This is a genomic window from Klebsiella terrigena (assembly GCF_012029655.1).
Lineage (GTDB): Bacteria > Pseudomonadota > Gammaproteobacteria > Enterobacterales > Enterobacteriaceae > Klebsiella > Klebsiella terrigena.
In genome coordinates, this window is record NZ_CP050508.1 from 2801425 (window position 1) to 2828076 (window position 26652).

The window sequence follows — 26652 nt, forward strand, 5'->3', positions numbered from 1 at the left end:
TGTTCTGGAGAGATGTATATGAGTTCCTGCATTGTAGCCGATGAGAGCCAGCTAAACGCCAAACCCGCATGGCGGGCCGTTTATGCGCTGGCGCTGGGCGTTTTCGGCCTGATTGTTGCAGAGTTTCTTCCCGCCAGTCTGTTAACGCCGATGGCGACAAGCCTGGGCGTAAGTGAAGGGATGGCGGGGCAGGCGGTGACCGCGACGGCACTGGTGGCGCTGGTTACCGGGCTGCTCATTACCCCGGCGACCAAAAATATCGATCGCCGCTGGGTGCTGATGTTTTTTTCGGTGCTGCAAATCATCTCCAGCATGATGGTCGCCTTTGCGCCTTCGCTGGAGTTTTTACTCCTCGGCCGCCTGCTGCTGGGGATTGCCATCGGCGGGTTCTGGTCAATGTCCACCGCGACCGCGATGCGCCTCGTGCCCGCCGCGTTTGTACCCAAAGCGCTGGCCATTATCTTCTCCGCCGTATCGGTAGCGACCGTCGTGGCCGCGCCGCTGGGCAGCTATTTAGGCGGGATGATCGGCTGGCGCAACGTGTTTATCATCTGCGCACTGCCGAGCCTGGTGGCTCTGTTCTGGCAGCTGTGGGTTCTGCCCTCCATGCGTCCGGAAAGCGCAGGCAGCTTTGCGACGCTGTTTAAGGTTCTGCGTCGACCGGGGATGCTGGGCGGCATGCTGGCAACCATTTTGATTTTCAGCGGCCATTTCGCCTTCTTTACCTACCTGCGGCCGTTTCTGGAAACCGTCGCCCAGGCGAGCGTGGAGGGGGTTTCCTTGATCCTGCTAGGCTTTGGGCTGGCGAACTTTGTCGGGACCTCTATTGCCGGACATTTACTGGCCCGCAGCCTGCGCATGACGCTGGCGCTGGTGCCGCTGGTGATGAGCATTCTGGCGCTGATGATGGTGTCCTTCGGCCATCTGGCGCTGCTTGACGGTCTGATGGTGGCCATGTGGGGCTTCGCCTTTGGCCTGGTGCCGGTAGGCTGGTCAACCTGGCTTGCCACCACGGTGCCGGATGAGGCCGAAAGCGCCGGGGGGCTGCTGGTTGCCTCCATCCAGCTGGCCATCAGCGCCGGTGCGGCCGGCGGCGGGGCGGTGTTTGATATCACCGGCGCCAGCGGCGTCTTTACCGGCAGCGGTCTGCTGCTGCTCAGCGCGATGGTCATTGTCCTGGTCGGCGTCCGGGTAAAACCGGTCCCGAGCGGAGAGTAAAAATAAAAGCGCCTACGGGCGCTTTTTTCGTTTAGCCGTTAGCCGGGCCGCTTCAGCGATCGGCCGCTCGGCGCTTTTTTCTTTGCCGCCCTGGCACCGGTTTTCCCCGCTAGCTCAACAAGACGCCTGAAGGTCGGGCACTCCATATGCGAAGGTGCCGGGCAGTCGGCGACGTGGCGAAGCGTGTCGCGCAGGGCGGTGAGCTGCTGGATCTGGCGGTCGATGCGGTCGGCCTGCTGGTGCAGCCCGGCGCGCGGAAGGTCGGGCGAACCCTGCTTGCCGAACATGCTTGCGATCTCATCGAGCGAAAAGCCCGCCGCTTTGCCCATGGTGATGAGCTTCAGATGCAAAAGCACGTCGTGCGGAAACTGTCTGCGCAGCCCGTGGCGTGAAATTGACGCGATCAGGCCGATCTCTTCGTAGTAGCGCAGCGCCGAGGGCCTGATCCCGCTCAGGGCCGAAACTTCACCGATATCCAGAAATTTCATGCTTGACCTCAATTCGACTTGAAGTCGTAGCATGCTCCTGAACCGAATTTCCGGCAAGAGGGCAATGCGATGACACAGGTGGAATTACCGAACCCGAAACACAAACAGGCGGCAATAACGACGGCGCTCGCGCTCTGTATGCTGCTGGCCTCGCTGGGCACCAGCATCGCTAACATTGCGCTACCCACGCTGGCCGCGGCCTTTTCCGCCCCTTTCCCGCAGGTGCAGGCGGTGGTCACCGTCTATCTGGCGGCGCTGACGATCTCGGTGCTCGTTGCCGGTCGCCTCGGCGATAGATGGGGACTGAAGAGCATGCTGATGGTCGGCCTCGGCCTCTTTATGCTGGCCTCACTGCTCTGTAGCCTGGCCGCCAGCCTGTGGTTTTTAACCGCGGCGCGGGCGCTGCAGGGGGCGGGAGCCGCTTTCCTGATGACGCTGAGCATGGCCCTTATGAGACAGGCAGCCGGGAAGGATCGCATCGGCCGGGCGATGGGGCTGCTGGGAACCACCTCGGCGCTGGGCACGGCGCTCGGTCCCTCCTTCGGCGGGCTGCTGATAGCCTGGGCGGAATGGCGCAGCATTTTCTGGGTTCAGCTGCCGATCGCCTGCCTGGCGCTGCTGCTGGTGTTTATCGTCCTGCCGGCCGATCGCCGCGCGCGCGCCGAGTCACGAATAAGCCAGCGTCCGGCGCCGATCGGCCCTCTGGTGCCCTGGCTGCTGGCCAATCTTTTGGTAGCTGCGGTGATGATGGCCACCCTGGTGGTGGGGCCGTTCTATCTCGGCAGCGCACTTAATCTGAGCACCGCGGAAGTGGGCTTTGTGATGGCTATCGGCCCGGTGGTCTCTATCTTTTGCGGCGTGCCTGCCGGCCGCCTGGTTGACGGCTGGGGAACCCGCCGCACGCTCTACGTGGGGCTGATCCTGCTGACGGCAGGAGCCTTTATGCTGGCAGAGCTGCCGAACCGGACGGGCATAATCGGCTACGTGCTGTCGGTGATGGTTCTGACCCCCGGCTACCAGCTCTTTCAGGCCGCCAACAATACCGCCGCGCTGCTCGACGCGCTGCCGGGCCAGCAGGGCACGGTCTCAGGACTGCTGAGCCTCGCGCGGAATATGGGGCTGATCGCCGGTGCGGCGGTCATGGGAAGCGTTTTTTCGTTTGCCGCCGGCACGCAGGACCTCGTTCACGCTCCGGCGTCGGCCATTGGCGGCGCCATGCGCTTCACCTTCCTGCTTGCCGGCATCATGATGACCGCCGCTATCGGCGTCGTGCTCGCCGGGCGCCTGAAAAAATAACCCTGCCGCTGCCGATCAATCCAGCCGCGGCAGCTGACCGAGGATCTGCTCCAGGGAGAGTCGCTCCTGACCGCTCAGCGTCTGCAGGGGGAACGGCAGGCACGGCGCCGGCGCGATGCCAAGGATCTCGGCGACGGTGGCGATCGCACGCAGGCTTCCGTGGCGGTGATAGAACGCCCACAGCGGCGCAAGGTCTGCGCTAAGCCTGAGCGCCTCGTCTTCATCTCCGCGCTGGGCCGCCCGGGTCAGGCGCAGAGCGTAGCGGGGGAAGAGTCCGCCGAGTACGGAGTACCAGACGCCGCAGCCGGCAATCAGGCCCGGCGCGGCGCGGGCGTCGCCGCTGATGCCGAGCGTGACCTGTCCGGCGATCCGGCTCTTCAGGGCGGCGATGCGCTGCGAGGCGGCGCTCCACTCTGCCGCAAGCTCGCCGAGTTTTATCGAAGCGACGTGGTTAAGGTTCGCCAGGGCGACCAGCAGGTCGTCGGAAAAGTGAAACCCGGTGGTTGCCGGATTATCGTAGACGCACAGCGGGACCGATAGCCCGGCGGTGACGCGGTCATACAGGCGAAACGCTTCATCGGCGCTCAGTTTCTGATACGACAGCGGCGCCAGCAGCACGCCGCTAACGCCGGCGTTTTGCGCATCCTCCGCCAGCCTCATGACCTCATCTGCGCTGATGTTGCTGATGCTGGTCATCACCGGAGTACCGGACGCGGCGTCGACGGCGAGGCGGGTGACCCTGAGCCGCTGCTCCCGGGTCAAATAGGCGTAGCTGCCGGTCGAACCCAGCGCGCCTATGGAATCCACGCCGGCATCGACCAGGTTTTCAATCAGTGACACAAACGACTTCTCGTCGATCTCCGCCCCCGCCAGCGGGGTGAGAGGGAATGCGCTCAGGCCTGTAAACATCGTTGATTCCTTTAAATAAAATGGGAGTAACCCTGGCGACCACTGCGTTTTATCGGGCAAACTTTCGCGATCCGCTCACGCACAGAATAACGCCTAAGGTGACGAAAACCATTACCGGACTGACCGTTTCATGCAGCAGGACCGCCGACAGCGTCAGGCCAAAGAACGGCTGCAGCAGCTGGAGCTGGCCGACGGCGGCAATCCCGCCGATTGCCAGCCCTTTGTACCAAAAAATAAAGCCGATCAGCATACTGAAAAGCGATACGTATCCTAACGCCGCCCAGGCCGGGGCGCTAATGCCGCTGAAGGTCGCCGGCAGGGTTATCACGGTGGCGATCAGCATGAAAGGCAGCGAGATAATCAGCGCCCAGCCGATCGTCTGCCAGCCGCCGATAGCGCGGGTCAGCTTTGCGCCCTCGGCGTAGCCCAGGCCGCAGACAACGACGGCGGCCAGCATCAGCAGATCGCCGGTCAGCGACGCCGAGGCGCTTTGCGCGAGCGCGAAGCCCACTACCAGCAGGCTGCCGATGACCGAAAAGATCCAGAAGGCCGTTTTGGGGCGTTCACCGTCGCGCAGAACGCCGAAAATGGCCGTGGTCAGCGGCAGAAGTCCGAGAAACACGATGGAGTGTGCAGCGGTGACGTGCTGCAGCGCGAGGGCGGTCAGCAGCGGAAAACCCACCACCACTCCCAAAGATACGATGGTCAGCGCGACGAGCTGCGAAGCGTGGGGGCGCCGCTGGCGAAAGCACAAAATCAGCGCGCAGGCCACTATTCCGGCAATAGATGCGCGCAGAAAGGTCAGAAAGAAAGGGGCCATCTCCAGCACCGCCACGCGCGTGGCGGGCAAAGAGCCGCTGAAAATAATCACGCCGAGCAGGCCGTTGAGCCAGCCGGAAACGGCGCCGGGGTCGGCTTTATGTACCGCTGAATTCACCACTGTAACCTCGTCTGTTTGTTCACGTTTCCGGGCTTGAGCCTGGGGTCAGCGGATGGTAGCCTCGCTAATCTAATACAATCAAATTATTGTCATGGATACATTTGATGAAAGCCCGCTACAAAGGCATTGTTGATAAATTCGCTGAGGCGATACGAAACGGCGAGATAGCGCCGGGAACGCGCCTGCCGACGCACCGGCAGCTCTCCGCGCAGGAGCATATCTCTTTGGCGACCGCGACCCGGGTCTACAGCGAGCTGGAGGCGATGGGGCTGGTGAGCGGCGAAACCGGGCGCGGCACCTTTGTCAGAGAGCGGTCGCTGCCTGCGGGTCATGGCGTCGATCAGCAGACGGTGGCGACGGACGTGCTCGACCTGAATTTTAACTATCCGGCGCTGCCGGGGCAGGGAGAGATGCTGCGCGACGCGCTGCGGCAGCTTTCGGCGGCCGGTGACATCGAGTCGCATCTGCGCTATCAGCCCCACGCCGGCAGGCTCGGTGAGCGCGAGATGATGGCCGGACACTTTTGCCGGCACGGATTTCGGCCGACGGCGGACAACCTGCTGATCGTCAACGGCGCCCAGCACGGGCTGACCGTCACGGTGATGGGGCTGCTGAGGCCCGGTGACGTCGTTGCCGTGGATGCGCTGACCTATTCGGGGTTCAAAGCGCTGGCCGAGCTCTACCATCTTGAGCTTATCGCCATTCCGTCCCTCGCTGATGGCCCGGATTTAGCGGCCCTCAGGCAGATCTGTCAAAAAAGACGCGTCCGGGCGGTCTACGTCATGCCGACGCTGCACAATCCGCTGGGCTGGGTACTTAGCCACCGTCAGCGCAAGGCGCTGGCCGAGATTGCCCGCGCCCACAGTCTGCTGATCGTCGAAGATAGCGCCTACGCCTACCTGGTGCGACGGCCGCCGCCGCCGCTGGCGTGCTATGCGCCAGAGCGCACCGTTTATATCAGCGGATTTTCAAAAAACGTGGCGACCGGCCTGCGGGTCGGGGTGGTTATCTGCCCTGAAAGCTATCGTTCCGCGCTGGAGAGAGCGATTCGCGCCACGACCTGGAATACCCCCTCCGTACTGACGGCGCTGGTCTGCGGCTGGCTCCAGGACGGCACCATCAGCCGCGTTGAAACGCTAAAAAGAGCCGATGCGCGCCGGCGGCAGGCGGTGTTAAGAGAGGCGTTGGGCGATCTTCCCTGCGTGAGCCATCCGGACTCCTATTTTGCCTGGCTGCCGCTGCCGGATGAGGCGAGGGCGGATCGGGTGGTCAAGGCGCTGATGGACGACAATATTTCCGTTTCGACGGCGGCGCCTTTCTGCACCGCGCAAACCGTCCCCCAGGCCATCAGGCTGGCACTGGGATCGGTCTCGACGGAGAGTTTGCGGCCCGCGCTGGTTAAGGTTCGCGAGGCGGTGGAAGCAGAACGCTATCGCTAGCAGCAGGGCGGCCGTCACGCCTTCACGCAGGCCGCCCCGCGAGTCTATGCGGCTTGTGGCGTCAGCCGATAGTGCGACTGCACTAGGCCTGAAGGGAAGCTGCGGCTTGATAGCAGCGTCAAATCGATATCCTGGGGCAGAGATCCGAACAGCGGCTTGCCCGAACCGAGCAGGACGGGAACGGTCGTGATAATAATATCGGCGACCAGCCCTTCGCGCAGGAAAGACTGGATCAGCTGCCCGCCGTCGATATAGACACGATGCGCGTTCTGCGCCGCCAGGTCGTCCAGTACCTCCTTCGGCGCGCGGCGGGAAAACTGCACTTTACCCTTCAGCGCCTCGGGCACGGGGGTATCGGCCAGCTGGCGGGAGAGCACCAGCACGGGCCGGTCATAGGGCCATTCGTCGAAGGCCAGCACCTTCTCATAGGTTCCCCGGCCCATCACGATCCAGTCTTTGTCCGCGATGAACGCCATATAGCCGTGATCTTCCGTCGGATCGTCGCGCTGCAGCAGCCAGCCGATATCGCCATCCTGCCGGGCGATGTAGCCATCAAGGCTGGCCGCAATAAAAACGTGTGTGGTGACCATCGGGCGCTCCGTATTCAGGCTGCAGATAGTAAGTTGAGTTTAGCGGCCCTGATGACGCGGGCATAAACGCAGAGAAAAACGCAGGCCTAAAAGTACGGAAAAATTCCGCCGAGGACAAGACGCTAAAATCGGTACTCAAGAGGCGAATTTACGACGGCCCGTCCGGCCACTTACTCAAAACAGGCGCTGCGCTCATAGCACTCGTCGCAGCTCGGCGAGCGGCAAACGACCTCTCCCTGCTGAAGCAGGCAGCGCTGGCGGTAGAAGAACTTTTTCCAGCGCATATTGTGTTCGTTCATTACTACCAGCTGCGGAAAGCAGTCGCTCATCAGCAGGCGCAGCTCGGCCCGTGACGCCAGGCCAAGATCCTGCCAGAGATGGTTATAGGCCAGAGAAACTTCGGCGACGATCTGCGCCATCGGGCCGGCATCCTGCTGCATCCACCCCGCCAGCCACGTAGCGAGCTGCCTGCGCTCCTCTTCGCGGGTGGCGTTCAGCTCCGCCATCAGGCGGCGGCGGGTGAGCGCCTCGCCGTCCAGCGGCGTTTCGACCTGAGCCAGGCGCTGACCTAATGCCAGCCAGTCGCTCTGGCTGAGCCCCATCCGCAGGGGAAAGCTGCCTCTCCCCGCGTGATAGAGCAGCCACAGGCGGTTTAGCCAGTCGCGCGGTGGCATCAGGCGACCCCCTGCTGCGCCCGCGCGGCGGGCCAGCTGCCCCGACGCTGCTGCCACCAGTCGGGGAGCACCTCGGAAACCGGCCGCCATGCCCCCTCGACGCAGGGCTCAATGCCCGCCTGCTCCAGCTTTTGCCACGGCGCATGGCCGATGCGCACGCAGAATACGGCTTTAACGTCCGCCAGCAGCGCAAGGATCGCCGCAAACCTGGCGTCGTTATCCTGCGGCTCGCAGCCGTCGCTGCCGTGGCAGTATTTCGGCGTAAACCGCTCATTGACCAGCACCATGCCGGCGGCCGACAGGCTGTAGATGTAGAAGCGGTCGGCGTGACCAAAATGGCTGTCAATCACGTCTCCGCGGCCTGAGGCCACCGCAACCAGGCAGGCGTCGTCGGCCTCGGACTCGCCGCGGGTGGCGATGCTGGCATGAAGCTGGGCGCGCTGATGGAGAATCGGCAGCCAGGCGGGGAGGCTTGCCGCGGCCGGCAGCTCGGTAAACTGCTGGCTGCGATCCTCCCCCAGCATACCGATAGCGTCGGCGCGGCACTGATGGCAGTGGGTCATCTGCGGCATCACTTCGCCGCAGCGGCTGCGGGTGGCAGCGAGCATTTCGGCATCCGGCTCCGGCTGGCCGTTAAGGCCAAAAACCGTGCCGTGCTCCGGTCTGGCGATCAGCGGCATAATATTGTGAATAAAAGCGCCGCTGGCCTGCAGCCGACGGCTAACGTCGGCCATGCCGCTGTCGTTAATCCCCGGGATCAGCACCGAGTTTATCTTCACCAGCACCCCTTTGGCGGTCAGCCGGCTCACGCCCTCCAGCTGGCGGGCGATGAGGATCTCTCCGGCTTCGCGCCCGCTGTAGCGCTCGCCGTCGAGCCAGAGCCAGGCATAAATTTGCGCGGCAACATCGGCATCCAGGGTATTAATGGTGACCGTGACGTGATCAACGCCGACATCCAGTAGGCGATCCACCGCGTCGGGCAGCATCAGGCCGTTGGTTGACAGGCACAGCTTCAGGTCCGGCAGCTGGTCGCGTATCAGCTCGAGGGTGCGGAAGGTGCGGGTGATATTGGCGAGCGGGTCGCCGGGACCGGCGATCCCGACCACGGAAAGCTGCGGGATGGCCTCGGCGACCTGGCGTACTTTGAGCACCGCTTGCTCAGGCGTCAGCAGCGTTGAGGAGACGCCGGGGCGGGATTCATTGCTGCAGTCGAACTTGCGGTTACAGTAGTTGCACTGCAAATTGCAGGCGGGGGCGACCGGCAGATGCATCCGCGCAAAGCGGTGGTGCCCGCTGCGCGAATAGCAGGGGTGCGCAGCGGCCTTATCGGCAACGAAAGGCGTTAACGCGCCGCTGTCCGCAGAGTGACAGGCTTTACCGGCAGGGAAAGAGGAGCAGGAAGTCATGGTCGTACCTTCATGGTTGGGCGATACCTTCCTGCTGCAAATGCTGTACCAAACGCCAATTCACTAACCAACTGAAAATTAAAGGTAATATTAGGCAGTAAATTGTCGCAATTCCGCCCGATTGCTGACAATGTCCTGAACCTCACACGACGGGTCAGATTCGCGGCATGGTGATGTCCATAATCTGGATCCGATAGGCGACCTGGCGCGGCGTCATCCCGAGCAGGCGCGCCGCTTTGGCCTGCACCCAGCCGGCTTTTTCCAGCGCGGCGATCAGCCGCTGGCGCTCGTCGAGCGTATTATCGAGCCAGCCATCCTCTGACGGGCCGCTGGCGGGGAGCGCTTTCGGCATCGTGTCGTAGTGATTGAATAAAATCACGTCCCGGTCGATCAGCCCGCTCTCCGACATCACTGCCGAACGCTCAAGGCAGTTTTCCAGCTCGCGCACGTTTCCCGGCCAGCTGTACTCCATCAGCAGGCGGATCGCGCCGTCGCTTATTCGCAGCGTCCGCCCCTGATTTTGGGCGATTTTGCGTACCAGAAAATGCGCCAGCTCGGCGATATCCTCCTGGCGCTCGCGCAGCGGGGGCAGGGCGACAGGCATCACGTTGAGGCGATAGTAGAGATCTTCGCGGAAATGCCCCAGCCGCACCTCCTCTTCCAGATGGCGGTTGGTCGCCGCGATGATGCGCACGTTTACCCGCAGGGTTTCATCGCCGCCCACGCGCTCCATCTCTCCCTCCTGCAGGATGCGCAGCAGCTTGGCCTGGAATGAGGCGCTGCTTTCGCCAATCTCATCAAGAAACAGAGTGCCGCCGTCCGCCAGCTCAAAGCGGCCCTTGCGCTGGCGCACCGCCCCGGTAAAGGCGCCTTTCTCATGACCAAACAGCTCGCTCTCCAGCAGGGTGTCCGGCAGCGCCGCGCAGTTAAACTTGACGAACGCGGCGGCGGCGCGCGGCGAATTATGGTGAATGGCATTGGCAATCAGCTCCTTGCCGGTTCCGCTCTCGCCGCGCACCAGCACCGTGGTATCCCAGCGGGAGACCTGACGAATGATCTCCATAATCTGGCGCATTGCCGGGCTTTTACCGACCATCGTGTCGAGGCCAAAACCGCGCGCAGGCGCGCAGGTGCGCGGCCGCTCGGCTCTGGCGAGGGGCTGAGCTGGCTGCTGCGCGGAAGTCGGGAGGATCATCAGGCGAATGGTCTGGGCTATCAGGTTAGCCACGGTTTCAAGAAATCGCGTGCAGGCCGGGAGCCGCTCGTCCTGACGCACCATCGGCTGCGCCGACAGCACGCCAATGGGCTGAGCGTTGGGCCCCATCAGCGGCACGGCGATAAACGGCAGATCGTAATCATAGAGGCTGAGGCGGTCGAGAAAGCGCCGATCGTCGGCGACGCGCGGCAGCACCAGCGACTGGCCCCGCGCCAGCACGGTGCCGACCAGTCCTTCCCCCGGCCGATAGCGGATCTGCGTACTGCCAGGCAGCGTCTGACCATCCGTCTGCTGTAGCGCTTCGATGCTGAGAATTTCCTGCTCGCTATCGTAAAGGCAGATCATGCCGTGCTGCATAAAGGCGTCGTTGTACAGCACGCTCAGCACCTCCTGGAGCGTCTTGCTGGCCTCGGTGGCGCGGCTCAGCACCACGCTGATGCGCTGCATGGCGGTGAACTGCTGAGAGAGGTCAAAGCGCCTGACGGTGGTGTCTGAGTCGGGTTTGTGGGTCATAGCTCGCCTCCGTTCAGGGTGTTAAAGAGGGGGAAGCGCAGCACAAGGCAGGTTCCCCCCTGCGGACGGGAAGTCAGTTCGATGGCGCCGCGATGGTGGGCGACCAGGGTCTGGATGAGCCGCAGCTCCATCCCCTTGCCGGGAGAGTTTAAGGCATCGGGGGAATGGGTATAGCGCACCTGCAGCAGCGGCACATTGTCGTTGAGGTAGAGCGAAAGCCAGCCCTCGTCCTCTTCGGCGTAGAGCTGCATCTCCAGCGGCACGGAGGGCAGCTCGGCGGCGAGGGCCAGCGTGCGGTCAAACCACAGGCTTAAGCAGGCCAGCAGCTGCGTGCGCTGGCCGAAGCCGATCAGGTGCGGGGAGGCCATATCGACCAGCAGCACGCCGCGATCCTCGAAGCGGGTGCGGTAGAGCGCGCACAGATCGTCGAAGAAGGGCTGCAGCGGCCAGGCGGCGTTGCTCTCCAGCTCCAGGGAGGGCCGGCAGCGCTGCAGGCGGGCCATCGCCTCTTCGCCTTCGCGCCACGCGGCCTCCAGCGCCACGTTACCGCCGCCTTCGCCGTTGAGCCGGCGGGCCGCCGCCAGCATGTTGATCGGACAGTTAAGCTGAATTAGCGCCGCGTCGAGCGACTCGCGAATGGCGGCCAGCAGCTTACCGGCGGTCATCTGCTGCTTGAGCCGGTCGAGGCGGCCCTGCTCGTGCTGCTGGCGCTGCTGCGAGCAGTCGGTGATAACGACCAGCGTGCGCGCCGGGGCGCTGTCGACAAAATAGCGGCTGGCTTCTTCGCTAACGCCGGGCAGCGCCCAGCTGGTCACCGACAGCCAGCGTACCGCGCCGCGCACCGCCAGCGGCAGAATTTGCTCCGCGCCGGGCCCCATTTTGCGCGGCGAAACCTGCAGCTCAACCAGCAGCTCTTTCCCGCCGCAGTCGGCGCAGAAGGTTTTGTAGGCGAGGTTATCCATCACCACCCGATCCTGCTCGTCGACCACCACTACGGCGGCGGGAATATTATTGAGCACGGCTTCCATCAGGGTCATGTGATTGCGCAGGCGCTGCTCGAGGGTGTAGCTGACGCTGATATCCCGCTGCATCGCCAGATAGTGCTCCAGCTCGCCCTGGGGATTGAGTACCGGCGTGATGTCGATATCCACCAGATAGAGCCCGCCGTCGCGGCGCTGATTGATCAGCTGGCCGCGCCAGGGCTGGCGCTGGAGCAGCGTTTGCCACATCTGCTGGTAAATTTCGCGCGGCGTCTGGCTGCTGGCCAGCAGCCGCGGGTTCTGGTTCAGCAGCTGCGCCAGCGAATAGCCGGTCTGGCGGCAAAACGCCGGATTGGCGTAAATGATATTGGCTCTCGCATCGGTCAGCGAAATCGCCACCGACGCCTGTTCTACCATGGTAAAAAACAGCCCCGGATGTTGTTGAGTCAGCGCGCCGGCAATCGCCTCCGGCACGGCGTTATCGAGCATCATATTCAGGGTCATCGCAAACTCCTGTGTCGCAGTTATGACAATTTGTCCGACACCGCGACGCCAACGCCGCGGTGTTATTCGCATCCTGATAACCATGCAAACCGTGCGCCCTTATCAAAGCGACCTGATGAAACATTGATCCGACAGCGGAAAATCGCGCTTTTTTTGCGTTGTTGCGGCCCGGACGGGCCCGCTGTGGGCGGAAGAAGGGCGAAGGGGCGATCGTTATGGGGCAGACCTGGGCCGCGGTGGTGCAAATAAACCTGGCACAGCCTTCGCAATACCCCTGGCGACAACTGGTGTTTTAACCCCCTTCCCGACAGGAGCGTAACATGGCGAACATTGGCATTTTCTTTGGCACGGATACCGGCAAAACGCGCAAAATTGCGAAGCTGATCCACAAGCAGCTGGGCGACGTTGCGGATGCCCCGGTCAACATTAACCGCACGACGCTGGAGGCGTTTTTGGCCTATCCGGTGCTGATTCTGGGTACGCCGACGCTGGGCGACGGGCAGCTGCCGGGCCTGGCGGCCGGATGCGAGAGCGAATCGTGGAGCGAATTTATCCCGGCCCTCGACGGCATCAGCCTGAGCGGTAAAACCGTGGCGCTGTTCGGTCTCGGCGATCAGCAGGGCTATCCGGACAACTTCGCCAGCGGAATGCGCCCGCTGTATGACGTCCTGAGCCGCTGCGGGGCGCAGATTATCGGCAGCTGGCCGAATGAGGGATACGAGTTCAGCGCCTCATCGGCGCTGGAGGGAGAGCGGTTTGTGGGACTGGTTCTCGACCAGGATAACCAGTTCGATCGCAGCGAAGAGCGCCTGAGCCGCTGGCTTGAGGAGATCAAACGCGTGGTGCTGTAAGTTTTCGCGGGTAGCCGCAGGGCTACCCGCACAGCCCCGGCTGGCGCGAGATTGAATCCTGCAGCCACCGGCGCTGATGGCGCTGCTGGCTTTGCTGCCACAGATAATCGCGGGCGCTCTCCAGCGCCTGCTGCTGCTCCATCGGCACGGCGGGGAGAATCGCTTCGCACCACAGCAGGTGCCATCCCAGCTCGCTGGCGACCGGCGGGCTCAGCGCATTCTCCGCGAGCGAAAACAGCGCCGTCTCCAGCTGCGGATAGAGCAATCCCCGGCTAATCCAGCCTAAGCGTCCGCCCTCCAGCGCGCTCGGGCACTGGGAATAGCGCTGCGCCAGCGGCGCAAAGGCATCGCGGGAGGTGCTGATTTGCTGATGCAGCCCGAGGATTTGCCGATGAACCGCCTCGAGGTCGCCATCGACCGTCAGCAGCAGGTGGCGGGTCAGGCGCTGCTCCGGGCGCATAAAATGCGCCTGATGGTGAAGATACCAGGCCTGCACCGTTGACGGGTCCGGCTGCGGCACCTGCTGCGCCAGTTCGGCAAAGGCGATCTCCAGGCGGGTGTGATGCAGCACGATGGCCTCGCGCTCCTCGGGGGTAAAGCCGCCGTCGCTAAGCCAGACCCCAAGCGACGCGGCCACGCTATCCCTCAGCTCTGGCGCAATATCGTGCGCCGGTGCCAGGGTGACGATAGCCAGCTCCATCTGACGCTGGCGCTGCCAGGCCTGCTCAAAGGCCTCGCTGTCGGCGGCGTTTAATGCCGCCGGTTCACTGTTCCAGCGGCTGCGCGCCAGGCGCTGGCGGCCAAACCGTTCCCATGCGTTCATGATTATCTCTCCTCGACGAGGCTGATGGCCCCAACCGGCACGGTAAACCAGCGGCCGCTAAAGTCGACGGTATAGCTGTCGCCGCGCTCGCCCCGATCGGTCGCCTCGATGCGCCCCTGTTGACCAACGTTAACCACCACCTCGCCGTTGACGGCCAGCGGCATTCGGCAGGTGACGGTATCGCCATATTGCAAATTTCCGGCCAACCACGGCTGGGTGATGGGGATCAGCTCCTGCTCGCGGCAGCCGATGACCCGGTCGCCCTGCGGAAAGTGGATCTGGTAAATAATCTGATCCTGTAAAAAGACGCCCCAGTCGCGGACAAAGCCGGTGCTGCCGCGCCTGACCAGCAGCTCGCCGGGGGCGAAGCCCGCCACGGTGCCGTCGTTACGGATCGCGCGCACCACCCGCACTTCGTCGCTGAAGGTAAATTTTGGCCTCATTCTTCCTCCTCCTGAAACTGCTGCCGGTAGCTTTCAGCAAGCAGCCGTCGCGCCAGCAGCCACGAAGCGCGGGCGTTCTCTTCCAGCCGGTTCTGCAGCGGGACTTCGGCGCGCAGCTTGCGGTGAAAGGTCGTCAGCACCGGCAGGCAGCAGCGGCCGAGCCGCTCTGGCTGATAGGGTACGGCGAAAAACTGAAAGAAAGACTCGGCGGAGCTCAGCTCGTCCACGCCGGGAATTTGATAAAACCACTCCATGATTATCCCCCTGTTCGCAGCGCGGTCGCGCCGTAGAGTTCGTCATATATCGCGACCAGCTCATAGTCCCGCGGGCTGCGCTTGCCGTGCTCGGCAAAGCGGCGGATGGCGGGCAGCAGCTGGTTAATTTGCGCTGAGCTGAGGTGATAGCCCATGGCGTCGAAAATGCCGTTCACTGCCTGACGCCCGGAGTGTTTTCCCAGCACCAGCCGGTAGCTGCGGCCGACCAGCGCCGGGTCGATCGCCTGATAGCTCTCGCGATCGCGCAGCAGCGCCGCCACGTGGACGCCCGACTCGTGGGTAAAGACCAGCTCGCCGACCAGCGGCTGCTGCGGGTCGATGGGGCGCAGCGCCGCCGTCGCTACCTGCTGGCAGAGCGCGGGGAGCGCCGGAAAATAGACGCCGGTTGCAACGCCGAGGCAGCGCTCAAGGCCCAGGGCGACGGTTTCCAGCGCCGCGTTGCCCGCGCGCTCGCCGAGGCCAAGCACGGTGGTATTGACGCTGGAGGCGCCGGCGCGCACCGCCGCCAGCGTATTGGCGGCGGCGAGGCCGAGATCGTTATGGGCATGCATCTCGATGTCGCCGGGCCAGACTTCGCGCAGGGCCGAGATGTGCTCGAAGGTGGTAAAGGGATCGAGTATGCCAACCGTATCGGCGTAACGGAGGCGGGCCGCGCCGGCGTCCTGCGCCACCCGGGCAATATCGTGCAGGGTCTGGCCGCTGGCGCGGGAGGCATCTTCGCAGCCGATGCACACCTGCAGGCCAAGGGTCCGCGCAAGCTGAATAAAGGTCGCCAGCCGCTCCAGCAGCAGCGCCAGCGGTTCGCGCAGCTTGTACTGCCGCAGCTTATCCGAGGCCGGAATGGAGATATCCACCCAGTCGATGCCCAAATCGGCGCTCTGGCGGATCTCCTGCGCGTTCATCCGACACCAGGTCATCAGCGTGGCGTGGGGAAGCTGGCGGCGCACCAGCTGGATCCGCGCAAGCTCCTCATCCCCCATGGCCGGGGTTCCCACCTCCAGCGCCGTAATTCCCGCCGCATACAGCGCCTCGGCGATGGCTACCTTCTCGCTGGGGCGAAAGGCCACGCCGGGGCTCTGTTCGCCGTCGCGCAGCGTGGTGTCGTTGATCAGCACGCGTCTCATCGTCGTCTCCGCCTTAGCCATAAACCGGCGTAAATGCGTCCGCCGTCGGATGCGGCCTGCCGTCCTGCCAGTAGGGCGACAGCGCCCGCAGGCGTTCAACAATCGGCGGCAGCATGGCAATGACGTAATCCATCTCTTTTTCCCGGGTGTAGCGCGAGAGGGAGAAACGGATGGTACCGTGGGCCGCGGTGTAGGGAATATTCATCGCCCGCATCACGTGCGAGGGCTCCAGCGAGCCAGAGGTGCAGGCGCTGCCGCTGGAGGCGGCAATCCCGACCTGATTCAGCAGCAGCAGGATCGCTTCACCTTCAATAAACTCAAAGGCCAGATTCAGCGTGCCGGGCACCCGCGGCTGGCCGCCGCCCATCACCATGACCGATGGGACGCAGGCCTGCAGGCGCCGTTCGAGGCGATCGCGCAGCTGGCCGGTTTGCGCCATGCCCGGCAGATGGATCTGCGCCAGCTCGCAGGCCGCGCCCATGCCGACGATCCCGGAGATGTTTTCCGTTCCGGCCCGTCGCCCGTACTCCTGATGGCCGCCGCGCAGCAGCGGGCGAAAGCGCGTTCCCCGCCGCAGATAGAGGCAGCCGACGCCCTTCGGGCCGTGAAACTTATGCGCCGAGCAGGAGAGCATGTCGATGGCGGTTTTGCCGACCGCTATCGGCAGCTTGCCCACCACCTGCACCGCGTCGCAGTGGAACAGCGCGCCCTGTTGATGGGCCAGCTCCGCCATTTCGACCACCGGGAAAATGACGCCGGTTTCGTTATTCGCCCACATCACGCTGACCAGCGCGACCCGGGGAGTGAGCGCCGCCCGGAACTGCGCCATATCCAGCGCGCCGTTGCCGTCTACCGCGATACGGTGGATCAGATAGCCCTGGCGCTCCAGGTGCTCGCAGACCGCCAGCGTCGCCGGATGCTCAACCGCGGTGGTGACGATCTCCCGCCGCTCCGGCATCAGGGCCACCGCCGAGGCGATGGCGGTAGCGGTAGCCTCGGTGGCGCAGGAGGTAAAAATTATCTCACTGGGATACTCCGCCCCGAGCAGCGCCGCTGCCTGCTGATGCGCCCGCTCCAGCGCCGCCTGGGCCGGAATGCCAAAATCATGAATGGACGAGGGATTGCCGTAAAAATCGGTTAAAAAGGGCATCATCGCTTCGAGAACCATCGGGTCTAACCGGGTGGTGGCGTTGTTATCGAGATAAACCTGTTTCATCTTGTCCCCCTTGGGTCAGTTAACCGCGGCCTATGCCGCCACCACTTCCATATAACAGCCGGTACGTTCCATCAGCTTTTGCTGCAGCCAGGCCAGGGTCATGTCGGTCATCATGCAGCCGCTGCAGCTGCCGGAAAGGCTGACGGTGACCTGGTGGTTGGCGACGTTGAGCAGGGACATATCGCCGCCGTCGGCCTGAATATGCGGGCGCAGTTCGGCGATGGTGTCGACCACGCTCTGCCAGTGCGGATCTTTGCCGCTGGCGACGGGGAGGGGCTTCTGCGGCTGTTCGGCGAGGATCGCCGCCAGCGCCAGCTCGATTTGTTCATGGCAGGAGGTGCAGCCGCCGCCGGCTTTGGTGTAGTTAATCACCTCCTCAAGCGTGGTCAGGCCGTTGTTGAGCACCGCGCGGCGGATATGCCCTTCATCGACGCCGAAGCATTTGCAAATCAGCCGACCCTCTTCATGCTCTTCGTCGAGGCTCTCGCCGCGAAAGTTGGCGATGGCCGCACGCAGCGCCTCCTGGCCCATCACCGAGCAGTGCATTTTCTGCGGCGGCAGTCCGTCGAGGTAGTCGGCGATCTGCTGGTTGGTGACCTCTGCGGCTTCGGCCAGCGTGCGGCCGACGATCAGCTCCGTCAGCGCGGAAGAGGAGGCGATCGCGCTGCCGCAGCCAAAGGTCTGGAACCCGGCCTCCTCGATAATTTCAGTTTGCGGGTCAACGCGCAGCATCAGGCGCAGCGCGTCGCCGCAGCTCAATGAACCGACATCGCCCACCGCGTTGGCGTTGTCCACCACGCGCGCGTTGCGGGGATTAAAAAAATGGTCTTTCACTTTCTCGGAGTAATTCCACATGCTGTCAGCTCCAGGGATGATGACGGAAAACGCCGGGGCGCGTTCCACCGCAGAAAGCGCGGTGGTAGCGATCAACAAGCAAATGCAGTACCAATGCGTAAATACGTTTATTTTTAAAGAGTTAGAATCCACATCTGACAATACCGCCCGACAGTGTCGCTATTTTTTGTGGGGTTTGTCACAGAAACGACAGGGTTAGCCCCGCGGGTCGCGATCCTCCCGCCACTCCTGCTCCTCGAGCAGCCGGGTAAAGCGCTCCGGGTCGCGCCTGCGGGCGCTTTTACGCTGCTCTTTGGCGTACCAGTAGAGCTGGATCTCCTGCAGTAAATCGACAATTTTGGTGTCGGCGGGCACGCGTTCTGCGCGCACGCCAACCTGCAGCAGCTGGCGAAAAATCGCATCGCCGATGGCGACGCAGAACAGGGTGACGCAGTCCTCAAGGGCGTGGATCCGTGGGCCGATCCTCTCCGCCTGATGGCCGCTTTCGACCGTGAAATCAACCACCCTGATCAGGGTGACCCGATCCGCCTTGACGCCATACACCACCAGCCGCGGCGTGGCGCCAAAGTGGCGGTCGACGTGGCGATAGTCGGAGCTGGCAAAGGCGACCTTCATGGACCACTCGTCGGAATGGACCATGTCAAACTGGCGGTTAATGGGCGGCATAATCGGCTCCTGGGGTGAAGGGCGGTTCGGCGTTCTGGCGCAGCGGCGAGCGGTAAAGGGCGACGTGGCGGTGGCGCTCGCGCATCAGGTTGGCCAGTTCAAACAGCGTATCGCGTATCCCGCTGTAGCCCTGTCGCACCCGGCGGAACTCGCCGAGCCGGTCAAAGAGAGGGAAGCCGGCGCGGATCAGCGGTAGCGCGAACTGTTCCGCCAGGTCGCAGGCGTGAGAATTGGCCACCAGCAGGTCGGCGGGCTGCGAACAGAGCAGGGTTTGCAGATCCTCCAGATCTCCCGGCACCACGCGTTCGACCGGCAGCTGGCGCAGGCTGGGATGGCCGGTGGGGGCGACCAGCGGACCTGGGCGCATTCCCTGGCTGGCGGCAAAATCGCACCACGCTGCCAGCAGATCGCCTTCTGCCGCCATCGCCATGCGCTGGTCCTGGAGCCACATGTGGCAGTCGATCATCGCGTCCTGCAGCTGTCCACGCTGGCGCTCAATCCACTGCGGAACGCCGCGCCCGGAAATCTTCGCCAGCTGATGGATGAACGTATCGCAGTGCTCAAGGGTCATCAGGTGCGGCAGGGCGATAACCTCGCCGTGGCTGCGCCGGGCCAGCAGGGAGGAGGCCCGGCTCAGCGAGGCGCCGATGGCGAAGCTGCACAGGCTCTGCCCCATCTGCTCTATCTGGCGCAGCGGCGTCCCGCCCTGGGTGACCGGCGAAAAATCCCCCTGCGCGAGGTGCCCGTCCATCGATTGTGCGAGGTCCGGCAGGATCGTCGCCTGCAGGCCGAAGGCCTCCACGTAGCGGTGCAGCAGCTCGATATCGCCGGGGGAGCAGAGGTGGCTCACCAGCAGGTTGACCCGGCGATTTCGCTGGCCGGCGCGCGGCGTCGGCGCGACCCACTGCTCGATGACGCTCTCCAGCACGGCGCTGAAGCCGTTTTCCATCGAGCCATAAAAATCAGGGCTGTTGACCGTCAATATCGCCACCCCTTTATGCCGGGGATACTCCTCGCGGAACTGGCGCACGATCCGGGACATGTCGCTGCCCTGGGCCTCCGACAGCCCGGTGCTGAGCAGGACGATGGCCTGCGGAGTGTTGCGCTGGCACAGGGTGTCGAGGGCGGTAAAGATATTGCCGTCCGCGCCCATAATCGTCGAGGTCGGGTCCATCGCCGTCGACTGCAGAGGCACCGGGTCATGGAAGTGCTGAATAAAAAAGACCTTGGCGAAGGCGCTGCAGCCCTGCGCGCCGTGGACCAGCGGGATGCAGTGTCCGATCCCGAGGCTGGCGAGGATTGCGCCGAGCGGCTGGCCGGTTTTAACCGGACTGACCGCCAGCGGTTTATCGGTGCGAAAAATTTCTGCCATGCTGTGCTCCTTAGTGCCAGGGGGCGCGGGAATGGGTTTGCGGCCAGACCGGGCTATTGATGGTCTGGCAGATCTGACGGGCGAGGGTGACGATACCCTGATAGCCGGCGAAGGCGTGCTCGCGTTCCTGATTGATATCGAGAAACGGCAGCCGGGCCTTGTAGGCGGTGTACATATTGCGCCCGCCGGCGATCATCAGGTCGGCCTGGTAGCGATAGACCACGTCCAGCAGGGTGCGGGCGTTGCCTTCGTCGAGCATGACCGCCTCTTCGCCCATCAGCTCGCGGATCCGCTGTTTATCTTCCTCGGTGGATTTGCGCGTGCCGGTCGCCACCACGCTCATCCCCAGATCCTGCAGCGCCGACACCACCGACCAGGATTTAACGCCGCCGGTGTAGAGCAGCGCTTTGCGCCCGCGCAGCTGCTCGCGCCACGGCCTGAGCGCCAGCTCCGCCGCCTGCTCCTCGCGCGCAATCAGCGCCTCGGTGCGGCGGCACAGGTCGTCATCGCCCAGCAGGGCCGCCAGCTGACGCAGGGCGTCGGAGGTCGCGCGGATGCCGTAGAAGCTGCCTTCGAACCACGGGGTGCCGTAGCGCTGCTCCAGCGATCTGGCGACGTTAATTAACGCCCGCGAGCAGACCAGCATATTGGCCTGCGCCCGGTGCATGGTCTGGATTTCAGCAAAGCGGCCGTCGCCGGAGAGGCTGCCGAGCACGCGGATCCCCAGCTCATCGAGCAGCGGCTGAATGTGCCAGAACTCCCCGGCGATATTAAATTCGCCGATCAGGCCAACGTCGTGGCGATGCTCCGGGGCGAACGGGGATGCCTCCGGCCAGGGGGCCGGTTCGCGCTGGCCGATAACCCGCTTGACCATCACCTCGCCGGCCAGCCGGTTGCCGAGGTTTTTACTGCCGTAAAAACCGGCGGCGTCGATGGCGATAACCGGCACGCCGGTGGCGGTCTGCGCGGCCTGGCAAACCGCCTCCAGGTCGTCGCCCTCCATTGCCGGCACGCAGGTGTTGTAGATAAAGACCGCCGCCGGGCGGTAGCGGGTGACGATATGGCGAACCGCGTGAAACAGGCGGCGTTCGCCGCGGCCCATGATCACATCCTGCTCATTAAGATCGGTGGTGAACCCCAGCCGGTTTATATTCGGCCCTGAGCTCATGCTGCCGCGGTTATCCCATGAGCTGCCGGCGCAGCCGATGGGGCCGTGCACCAGATGCGCCACGTCGGCGATGGGCAGCAGGGTTATCTGGGCGCCGTCGAACGCGCAGCCGCCGGCGGTGGCGCCGGGTTTTGGCGCGCTACAGCCGGACTTCTGTTTATGGTTATGTTCGCAGGCGGGCTCATCCAGCAGCGCCAGAATTTCATTTCCCTTCATAGTGACCTCGTTGACCGTGGGGGATGATGATGGAAATGCAATTCGCGATCCACGCGGTGAACATTGATTTTTAAAGAGAAAGTCTTGTGAGCTTTGCGACAAAGCCCACAATCGAACGAGAATGTTGTGGGTCGTGGAGCGGGGCGAGAAAAAAAGCCCGCGGGGTCGGCGGGCAACGGGCAAATAACAGGGGGTTAAAAGACGCGCTCCTGCAGCGGGTTATCCCTGTGAAGTCGCTTCGCCAGCCACGGCGGCAGGCGCCCGGCCAGCAGGGTGTTGATGGCCTCGCACTGGGCCTGGATAGCGGTGCCGGGCGGCGCTTTCATCGGATGGATCTGGTGGCGGATCAGCCGGGCGGCGGCGGGACCGCCGATCTCCTGGCAGAACAGCAGCTGACAATCGTCAACCAGCCGGGCGCGTACTTCGCTGGCCTCCTGGCTATCCGGCGCTGACGGATAGCGGCGCAGATCGTGCAGCCAGCCGCCTTGCTCATCAAAGGCATAGATAAAGAACAGACGCCCCTGGCCGAAGTGGCCGTTAATGAGCAGGCCGTCCTGGGAGCAGAATGCGGCCAGCAGCTGCGGCGTCCGCTGCGCGGGGCGGGCGATGCTCAGATGAACGGGCAGCGCGCCCCGCAGGCAGGCCATCACCCGCGACCAGCGGGCGGGGGACATCACGGCGGTGGTTGACGGAAAGGCGGCGGCGAGGCGCGGCTGCGTTAAGGTGGCCAGGCGCTCCGGGGTCAGGATCTCGCCGCTCTCCTGCGCCAGCCAGTCTAAGATTTGCGCCGGCGGCAGATCCGGCAGCGTCTGGAACAGCGCCAGCAGGCGCCAGAAAAGGGTATCGTTGTCGGACATCGCCGGCTCCTTATATCAGCGTACTGCGGGTGGCCCGCAGGCTTATCGGGAAGGTGGGCCGCTCCGGCTGCGGGCTGACGTAGTAGCGTCCGCCGCCTTCCAGCGAGATTGCGCCGCCCCAGCGGTCAACGTCGTTATGCTCAATCTGTATCACCCGCGCCTCCAGATCCCGCCTGGCGATATAGGCATACAGATCCGCGCCGCGCTCACGAAAAATCACGATGGCCATAGGCCCCTCCAGGCCCCGCTTGCGCGGGGCGGCTAATGGTTAACGGACGAGGTCGAAGCTATAGTCGGTTTTGCCTAACTGGCTGGTGTCGTTATCCAGCTTCTCCAGCACGGCGTTTACCAGCGTGGTAACGATGTTCATCGCGCCTTCATAGCCCCAGGTGGTCTGGCGGTGCAGATGATGACGGTCGAACAGCGGAAAGCCGAGGCGAATAAGCGGAACTTCAAAGGCTTTGCCCTTCGCCAGGGTGTCGCGCTGGATAAATTTGCCGTAGGAGTTGCCTATCATAAAGTCCGGCTGACGGGTGAACATCAGCGAACGGAAGTGCCACAAATCGCAGTTGATGAACACTTCGCTGTCGCGGCCGTAAGGAGAGGCCTCCAGCATTTTCTTCATCGCCTTCAGCCAGCGTTTGTTGGCGTTATGGCTGAGAATAACCGTTGGCTCGCAGCCGAGCTCCAGCAGGAAGCGGGTCAGCCCCATCACAAAGTCAGGGTCGCCGTAGAGGCCAAATTTCTTGCCATGCAGCCAGGTGTGGGAGTCGAGCATCATGTCGACCAGCCGCCCGCGCTCAAGGGTGAGGGCGTCGGTAATCGGCTTGCCGCTGAGCTGGCTGACGGTCATCAGCAGCTCGTCGGTGGCGGCTAACCCCAGCGGGACCGCCACGTCGGTCGCCGGCTGGCGCCACATCTCCTGCACCACTTTTTTGCTTTTCAGCAGCTGCCACGGCTGCAGGAGCAGCGTATCGATGGCGTCCGGGGCCTCCTTCATCTCCTGCTGGGTGGTGCCGCCGGCATACATCCGATAGTGACCGTCGGCGGGGGTATCAAGGACCTCCGACGGGTCGGAGAGCAGGCTGCACGGCACCGCCATCTGCGCCATCATCCGCTTCAGCACGCGGAAGTTGCCGAGATAGGTCTCAAAGCCGGTCACCAGGTTGAGCTTTTGCAGCTTGCCCGGCTGCCCTTCATAGCCGGCGGTAAAGGTTTTGGCGAACCCTTCGAACATATTGTCCCAGCCGGTGACGTGGCTGCCGATAAAGCTTGGCGTATGGGCGTGCGGCACGGCAATACTGCTATCGACAAAACCGTCCTTTTTGGCGTTGGCGATAAACGCCTGCAGATCGTCGCCGATAACCTCCGCCATACAGGTAGTAGAGACCGCGATGATCTCCGGTTTGTAGAGCGCGCTGGCGTTCTGCAGCCCGAGATTCATATTGTTGTTGCCGCCGAAGACCGCCGCGTCTTCGGTCATCGAGTCGGACACGCAGGCGATCGGCTCTTTGAAATGGCGGTTAAAGTAGGTGCGAAAATAGGCCACGCACCCCTGGGAGCCGTGAACATAGGGCAGGGTGTTGGCAAACCCCAGCGAGCAGAGCACCGCCCCAAGGGGCTGACAGGCTTTCGCCGGGTCAACGGTCAGCGCCTCGCGCTGAAAGTTCAGCGCTTCATATTCGGCGGTGGTGGTCCAGGCGAAAACCTCCTGCACGCGCTGCGCATCGTGCGCCTCTTCCAGTATCCGCTTACTGCGGAACATCTCCTGGTATTCGTCCTGTTCGAATAGCGGATAACAGCTATCAATTTTATCAATCGTTTGGCTCATGGTGTTCTCCTCCCGCGCCACAAATCGGTGAACTAACGGGACAGTAAATGGGCAATCACGCAGACTTCAGCCACGGGGCGATCAGTTCGTTCCACGCCGGGTTGTTTAGGGTCATATCCATATCGCGGGCAAAAATGGCGAAACCATCGTAGCCGTGGTACGGGCCGGAGTAGTCCCACGAATGCATCTGGCGGAACGGAACCCCCATTTTCTGGAAGATATATTTCTCCTTGATCCCGGAGCCGATAAGGTCGGGCTTCAGCGCTTTGACAAACGCCTCCAGCTCGTAGCTGCTGGCATCATCGAACAGCAGGGTGCCTTCCTTAAGGTCCGGCAGGGTGCGGTCGTAGTCGTCGTTATGGGCAAACTCATAGCCGGCGGCGACGATCTCCATGCCGAGATCTTCATAGGCGCCAATGACGTGCCGCGGACGCAGGCCGCCCATATAGAGCAGCACCTTGCGCCCCTCCAGCCGCGGGCGATATTTGGCGATAATCGCCGCCATTTGCTCCTCGTATTTGGCGATCACCTTCTCGGCGTTGGCGCGAATGACGTCGTCAAACTGGTCGGCAATTTTGCGCAGCGATTCGGCGATTTTGGTCGGGCCGAAGAAGTTGTACTCCATCCACGGGATCTGATGCTTTTCTTCCATGTGCCGGGCGATGTAGTTCATCGAACGGTAGCAGTGGACCAGATTCAGCTTAACGAAAGGGGTGTTCTCCATCTCAACCAGGGTGCCGTCGCCGGACCACTGGGCGACCACCCGCAGGCCCATCTCTTCGAGCAGAATGCGCGAGGCCCAGGCGTCGCCGCCGATGTTGTAATCGCCGATGATTGCCACATCGTAAGGGGTGGAGGCAAACGGCTGCCCCTCACGATTATTGAGCACCCAGTCGCGAACCACGTCGTTGGCGATATGGTGCCCCAGCGACTGCGATACGCCGCGAAATCCTTCGCAGCGCACCGGGATCACCGGCTTATCCAGCGCCTTGCTGCTGGCGTTGGCGACCGCGCTGATATCATCGCCGATGAGCCCCACCGGGCACTCCGACTGGATGGTGATGCCCTTGGTGAGCGGGAACAGCAGCTCCATCTCTTCAATCAGCTTAGTGAGCTTTTTATCGCCGCCGAAGACGATGTCGCGCTCCTGAAAATCGGAGGTGAAGTTGAGGGTGCCGAAGCTGTCGACGCCGCTGACCCCGGTGAAGTAGTTGCGACGCCCGGCGCGCGAGTACTGCCCGCAGCCGACCGGCCCGTGGGAGATATGGGCCATATCCTTAATGGGCCCGAATACCACCCCTTTGGAGCCGGCGTAGGCGCAGCCGCGCACGGTCATCACCCCGGGCTGCGATTTACGGTTAGAGATAATGCACTTGCCGACGCTCTCCATTTGCGGATCGCTGACCATCATGTGCTTTCTGCGCTCTTTACGCGCGGTTTCGGGAAAGACTTCCAGGACCTCCTGGATTAGCGCGAGATTACGTTCGCCTGTTGCGTTGGTCATGATGATTGTCCTGTGCTCAGGCCGCGTTTTCTTCGGCGGCGGTTTTACCAATGATGCTGGTGTCTTCTTCTTCCATGATGCCGAACTCCATCAGCAGCGACTCCAGTTCATCCATGGTGCAGGGCGTCGGCACCACCTTCATGGTGTTGTTGACGATCTTGTTGGCCAGGGTGCGGTACTCATTGGCCTGCTGGCAGTTCGGGTCGTACTCGATAACCGTCATCCGGCGAATTTCCGCGCGCTGCACGATGTTGTCGCGCGGCACGAAGTGGATCATCTGGGTGCCGAGCTTCTCCGCCAGCGCCACGATCAGCTCATCTTCCCGGTCGGTCTGACGCGAGTTACAGATCAGGCCGCCGAGGCGGACCTTGCCGGATTTGGCGTACTTAACGATCCCCTTGGAGATGTTGTTGGCGGCGTACATCGCCATCATTTCGCCGGAGCAGACGATATAGATCTCCTGGGCTTTATTTTCACGGATTGGCATCGCGAAGCCGCCGCAGACCACGTCCCCGAGCACGTCATAGAACACGAAGTCGAGATCGTCCTCGTAGGCACCTTCCTCCTCGAGGAAGTTGATTGCGGTGATCACCCCGCGACCCGCGCAGCCGACGCCTGGCTCCGGGCCGCCTGATTCTGCACAGCGCACGTCGCCGTAGCCGATTTGCAGGACATCTTCGAGCTCGAGGTCCTCCACCGAGCCCACTTCCGCGGCCATCTCCATAATGGTGTTCTGTGCTTTAGCGTGCAGGATCAGGCGGGTGGAGTCCGCCTTCGGATCGCAGCCGACGATCATCACTTTCTTACCCATCTCCGCCAGGGCGGCGACGAGGTTCTGAGTGGTGGTGGATTTGCCGATACCGCCTTTACCGTAGATAGCGCATTGACGCATGGTCATGGTGACTTCTCCTGTTGTTGAGTGTTTGCCATCTGATAAGTGCAGGGAACATACCAGCCGTGCCAATCAATTTAACTAATTGATAAATAATCAGTTAAATTTTATCGACCGCGGCGGACGTAAAACAAAACGGCACAATAGGGCCACCAAATGTGGGAAACAGAACAATTCCGCTCAGCCAGCTAATAAGAGGAGGCTTTGTCGGCTGTTCAACAGCTTGTCGCGCGCTGTGTCTTATTCCGCGCAATCTCTTTGCCTCATCACGCGCTTCCTGGCACCTAATTCGCTGAATTCACACAAACTATTCCGCTATGCGCGAGCTGGCACGGGCTGTGCTTGAGGCACAGACAGGGTTTGCCGCCAGCTGATGCGGCGAAGAT

General features: G+C 62.9%; 26 protein-coding genes. 4 read left to right on the top strand and 22 right to left on the bottom strand.

Annotated elements, in window-relative coordinates; genetic code table 11:
- Positions 1–18: 18 nt before the first annotated feature.
- The gene (locus tag HCK03_RS13240) at positions 19–1218 is read left to right on the top strand and encodes an MFS transporter (RefSeq protein ID WP_167691713.1); all 1200 of its coding nucleotides are present in this window, start codon (positions 19–21) and stop codon (positions 1216–1218) included.
- Positions 1219–1256: 38 nt separating this feature from the next.
- Here HCK03_RS13240 and HCK03_RS13245 read toward each other — a convergent pair whose 3' ends face one another.
- A complete protein-coding gene (locus tag HCK03_RS13245) occupies positions 1257–1706 on the bottom strand; it encodes a helix-turn-helix domain-containing protein (protein ID WP_143991867.1) in 450 nt (149 codons plus the stop codon).
- Positions 1707–1775: 69 nt separating this feature from the next.
- Here HCK03_RS13245 and HCK03_RS13250 point away from each other — a divergent pair, with 69 nt between their 5' ends.
- Positions 1776–3002, top strand: coding sequence for an MFS transporter (locus HCK03_RS13250; protein WP_167691714.1), 1227 nt, complete (start codon positions 1776–1778; stop codon positions 3000–3002).
- A gap of 15 nt (positions 3003–3017) precedes the next feature.
- On the opposite strand, the gene HCK03_RS13255 is transcribed toward HCK03_RS13250, so the two are convergent.
- Positions 3018–3911 (bottom strand): dihydrodipicolinate synthase family protein, encoded by an 894-nt coding sequence (locus HCK03_RS13255; protein WP_167691715.1) that lies wholly within the window; start codon positions 3909–3911, stop codon positions 3018–3020.
- A 49-nt stretch (positions 3912–3960) separates the two neighbouring features.
- Positions 3961–4851 carry a DMT family transporter gene (locus tag HCK03_RS13260; RefSeq protein WP_167691716.1) on the bottom strand — a complete coding sequence of 297 codons (891 nt, stop codon included), beginning with the start codon at positions 4849–4851 and terminating at the stop codon, positions 3961–3963.
- 104 nt (positions 4852–4955) lie between these two features.
- Between HCK03_RS13260 and HCK03_RS13265 the strand changes: the two genes are divergently transcribed.
- On the top strand, positions 4956–6290 hold the full coding sequence (locus tag HCK03_RS13265) for an aminotransferase-like domain-containing protein (RefSeq protein WP_143716697.1): 1335 nt from the start codon (positions 4956–4958) through the stop codon (positions 6288–6290).
- Positions 6291–6334: 44 nt separating this feature from the next.
- Here the strand turns inward: HCK03_RS13265 and HCK03_RS13270 are convergent, their stop codons facing one another.
- From HCK03_RS13270 to nifL, 5 genes are all read right to left on the bottom strand, one after another.
- Complete coding sequence (locus HCK03_RS13270) at positions 6335–6880, bottom strand: dihydrofolate reductase family protein (RefSeq protein WP_041145604.1); 546 nt, start codon at positions 6878–6880, stop codon at positions 6335–6337.
- Positions 6881–7050: 170 nt separating this feature from the next.
- Positions 7051–7554 carry a nitrogen fixation protein NifQ gene (locus HCK03_RS13275; RefSeq protein WP_041145603.1) on the bottom strand — a complete coding sequence of 168 codons (504 nt, stop codon included), beginning with the start codon at positions 7552–7554 and terminating at the stop codon, positions 7051–7053.
- Positions 7554–8960: a nitrogenase cofactor biosynthesis protein NifB gene (gene nifB / locus HCK03_RS13280; RefSeq protein WP_115192702.1), complete on the bottom strand. Its 1407-nt coding sequence runs from the start codon at positions 8958–8960 to the stop codon at positions 7554–7556. The genes HCK03_RS13275 and nifB overlap by 1 nt, the downstream gene beginning before the upstream one ends.
- 154 nt (positions 8961–9114) lie before the next feature.
- On the bottom strand, positions 9115–10689 hold the full coding sequence (gene nifA / locus HCK03_RS13285; protein WP_041145601.1) for a nif-specific transcriptional activator NifA: 1575 nt from the start codon (positions 10687–10689) through the stop codon (positions 9115–9117).
- Positions 10686–12173 (bottom strand): nitrogen fixation negative regulator NifL, encoded by a 1488-nt coding sequence (gene nifL, locus HCK03_RS13290; protein ID WP_076947528.1) that lies wholly within the window; start codon positions 12171–12173, stop codon positions 10686–10688. Before nifL ends, nifA begins: the two co-directional genes overlap by 4 nt.
- A gap of 320 nt (positions 12174–12493) precedes the next feature.
- Between nifL and HCK03_RS13295 the strand changes: the two genes are divergently transcribed.
- Entirely contained in the window at positions 12494–13024 is a 531-nt protein-coding gene (locus HCK03_RS13295; protein ID WP_167691717.1) for a flavodoxin, read from the top strand.
- A 22-nt stretch (positions 13025–13046) separates the two neighbouring features.
- Here HCK03_RS13295 and nifM read toward each other — a convergent pair whose 3' ends face one another.
- The 14 genes from nifM to nifH all read right to left on the bottom strand — a co-directional run bounded on the left by nifM (position 13047) and on the right by nifH (position 26272).
- Positions 13047–13847 carry a nitrogen fixation protein NifM gene (gene nifM, locus HCK03_RS13300; protein WP_167691718.1) on the bottom strand — a complete coding sequence of 267 codons (801 nt, stop codon included), beginning with the start codon at positions 13845–13847 and terminating at the stop codon, positions 13047–13049.
- A gap of 2 nt (positions 13848–13849) precedes the next feature.
- Complete coding sequence (locus HCK03_RS13305; RefSeq protein ID WP_167691719.1) at positions 13850–14290, bottom strand: nitrogen fixation protein NifZ; 441 nt, start codon at positions 14288–14290, stop codon at positions 13850–13852.
- Positions 14287–14547: a nitrogenase-stabilizing/protective protein NifW gene (locus HCK03_RS13310; RefSeq protein WP_080773214.1), complete on the bottom strand. Its 261-nt coding sequence runs from the start codon at positions 14545–14547 to the stop codon at positions 14287–14289. Before HCK03_RS13310 ends, HCK03_RS13305 begins: the two co-directional genes overlap by 4 nt.
- Entirely contained in the window at positions 14547–15689 is a 1143-nt protein-coding gene (gene nifV, locus HCK03_RS13315; RefSeq protein ID WP_041145595.1) for a homocitrate synthase, read from the bottom strand. Before nifV ends, HCK03_RS13310 begins: the two co-directional genes overlap by 1 nt.
- A 13-nt stretch (positions 15690–15702) precedes the next feature.
- Positions 15703–16905, bottom strand: coding sequence for a cysteine desulfurase NifS (gene nifS / locus HCK03_RS13320; protein WP_167691720.1), 1203 nt, complete (start codon positions 16903–16905; stop codon positions 15703–15705).
- Between the two features lie 30 nt (positions 16906–16935).
- Complete coding sequence (gene nifU, locus HCK03_RS13325) at positions 16936–17760, bottom strand: Fe-S cluster assembly protein NifU (protein ID WP_041145593.1); 825 nt, start codon at positions 17758–17760, stop codon at positions 16936–16938.
- Positions 17761–17955: 195 nt separating this feature from the next.
- The gene (locus tag HCK03_RS13330; RefSeq protein ID WP_041145592.1) at positions 17956–18426 is read right to left on the bottom strand and encodes a NifB/NifX family molybdenum-iron cluster-binding protein; all 471 of its coding nucleotides are present in this window, start codon (positions 18424–18426) and stop codon (positions 17956–17958) included.
- Complete coding sequence (nifN, locus tag HCK03_RS13335) at positions 18413–19798, bottom strand: nitrogenase iron-molybdenum cofactor biosynthesis protein NifN (protein ID WP_167691721.1); 1386 nt, start codon at positions 19796–19798, stop codon at positions 18413–18415. Before nifN ends, HCK03_RS13330 begins: the two co-directional genes overlap by 14 nt.
- 10 nt (positions 19799–19808) lie before the next feature.
- Positions 19809–21182, bottom strand: a complete 1374-nt coding sequence (gene nifE, locus HCK03_RS13340; protein WP_041145590.1) for a nitrogenase iron-molybdenum cofactor biosynthesis protein NifE — start codon at positions 21180–21182, stop codon at positions 19809–19811.
- 194 nt (positions 21183–21376) lie between these two features.
- Entirely contained in the window at positions 21377–22039 is a 663-nt protein-coding gene (locus tag HCK03_RS13345) for a NifB/NifX family molybdenum-iron cluster-binding protein (protein ID WP_076947535.1), read from the bottom strand.
- 10 nt (positions 22040–22049) lie between these two features.
- Positions 22050–22268: a putative nitrogen fixation protein NifT gene (gene nifT, locus HCK03_RS13350; protein ID WP_041145588.1), complete on the bottom strand. Its 219-nt coding sequence runs from the start codon at positions 22266–22268 to the stop codon at positions 22050–22052.
- A gap of 39 nt (positions 22269–22307) precedes the next feature.
- The gene (gene nifK, locus HCK03_RS13355) at positions 22308–23870 is read right to left on the bottom strand and encodes a nitrogenase molybdenum-iron protein subunit beta (RefSeq protein ID WP_076947536.1); all 1563 of its coding nucleotides are present in this window, start codon (positions 23868–23870) and stop codon (positions 22308–22310) included.
- Between the two features lie 55 nt (positions 23871–23925).
- A complete protein-coding gene (gene nifD, locus HCK03_RS13360) occupies positions 23926–25374 on the bottom strand; it encodes a nitrogenase molybdenum-iron protein alpha chain (RefSeq protein WP_115192713.1) in 1449 nt (482 codons plus the stop codon).
- A 16-nt stretch (positions 25375–25390) separates the two neighbouring features.
- The gene (gene nifH, locus HCK03_RS13365) at positions 25391–26272 is read right to left on the bottom strand and encodes a nitrogenase iron protein (protein ID WP_041145585.1); all 882 of its coding nucleotides are present in this window, start codon (positions 26270–26272) and stop codon (positions 25391–25393) included.
- Positions 26273–26652: the final 380 nt, after the last annotated feature.

Bases quoted from the DNA above. Each gene is read 5' to 3' on its own strand.
- HCK03_RS13240 (WP_167691713.1), top strand. From the start codon at position 19: ATGAGTTCCTGCATTGTAGCCGATGAGAGCCAGCTAAACGCCAAACCC.
- HCK03_RS13245 (WP_143991867.1), bottom strand. From the start codon at position 1,706: ATGAAATTTCTGGATATCGGTGAAGTTTCGGCCCTGAGCGGGATCAGG.
- HCK03_RS13250 (WP_167691714.1), top strand. From the start codon at position 1,776: ATGACACAGGTGGAATTACCGAACCCGAAACACAAACAGGCGGCAATA.
- HCK03_RS13255 (WP_167691715.1), bottom strand. From the start codon at position 3,911: ATGTTTACAGGCCTGAGCGCATTCCCTCTCACCCCGCTGGCGGGGGCG.
- HCK03_RS13265 (WP_143716697.1), top strand. From the start codon at position 4,956: ATGAAAGCCCGCTACAAAGGCATTGTTGATAAATTCGCTGAGGCGATA.
- HCK03_RS13270 (WP_041145604.1), bottom strand. From the start codon at position 6,880: ATGGTCACCACACACGTTTTTATTGCGGCCAGCCTTGATGGCTACATC.
- HCK03_RS13275 (WP_041145603.1), bottom strand. From the start codon at position 7,554: ATGCCACCGCGCGACTGGCTAAACCGCCTGTGGCTGCTCTATCACGCG.
- nifB (WP_115192702.1), bottom strand. From the start codon at position 8,960: ATGACTTCCTGCTCCTCTTTCCCTGCCGGTAAAGCCTGTCACTCTGCG.
- nifA (WP_041145601.1), bottom strand. From the start codon at position 10,689: ATGACCCACAAACCCGACTCAGACACCACCGTCAGGCGCTTTGACCTC.
- nifL (WP_076947528.1), bottom strand. From the start codon at position 12,173: ATGACCCTGAATATGATGCTCGATAACGCCGTGCCGGAGGCGATTGCC.
- HCK03_RS13295 (WP_167691717.1), top strand. From the start codon at position 12,494: ATGGCGAACATTGGCATTTTCTTTGGCACGGATACCGGCAAAACGCGC.
- nifM (WP_167691718.1), bottom strand. From the start codon at position 13,847: ATGAACGCATGGGAACGGTTTGGCCGCCAGCGCCTGGCGCGCAGCCGC.
- HCK03_RS13305 (WP_167691719.1), bottom strand. From the start codon at position 14,290: ATGAGGCCAAAATTTACCTTCAGCGACGAAGTGCGGGTGGTGCGCGCG.
- nifV (WP_041145595.1), bottom strand. From the start codon at position 15,689: ATGAGACGCGTGCTGATCAACGACACCACGCTGCGCGACGGCGAACAG.
- nifS (WP_167691720.1), bottom strand. From the start codon at position 16,905: ATGAAACAGGTTTATCTCGATAACAACGCCACCACCCGGTTAGACCCG.
- nifU (WP_041145593.1), bottom strand. From the start codon at position 17,760: ATGTGGAATTACTCCGAGAAAGTGAAAGACCATTTTTTTAATCCCCGC.
- HCK03_RS13330 (WP_041145592.1), bottom strand. From the start codon at position 18,426: ATGCCGCCCATTAACCGCCAGTTTGACATGGTCCATTCCGACGAGTGG.
- nifN (WP_167691721.1), bottom strand. From the start codon at position 19,798: ATGGCAGAAATTTTTCGCACCGATAAACCGCTGGCGGTCAGTCCGGTT.
- nifE (WP_041145590.1), bottom strand. From the start codon at position 21,182: ATGAAGGGAAATGAAATTCTGGCGCTGCTGGATGAGCCCGCCTGCGAA.
- HCK03_RS13345 (WP_076947535.1), bottom strand. From the start codon at position 22,039: ATGTCCGACAACGATACCCTTTTCTGGCGCCTGCTGGCGCTGTTCCAG.
- nifT (WP_041145588.1), bottom strand. From the start codon at position 22,268: ATGGCCATCGTGATTTTTCGTGAGCGCGGCGCGGATCTGTATGCCTAT.
- nifK (WP_076947536.1), bottom strand. From the start codon at position 23,870: ATGAGCCAAACGATTGATAAAATTGATAGCTGTTATCCGCTATTCGAA.
- nifD (WP_115192713.1), bottom strand. From the start codon at position 25,374: ATGACCAACGCAACAGGCGAACGTAATCTCGCGCTAATCCAGGAGGTC.
- nifH (WP_041145585.1), bottom strand. From the start codon at position 26,272: ATGACCATGCGTCAATGCGCTATCTACGGTAAAGGCGGTATCGGCAAA.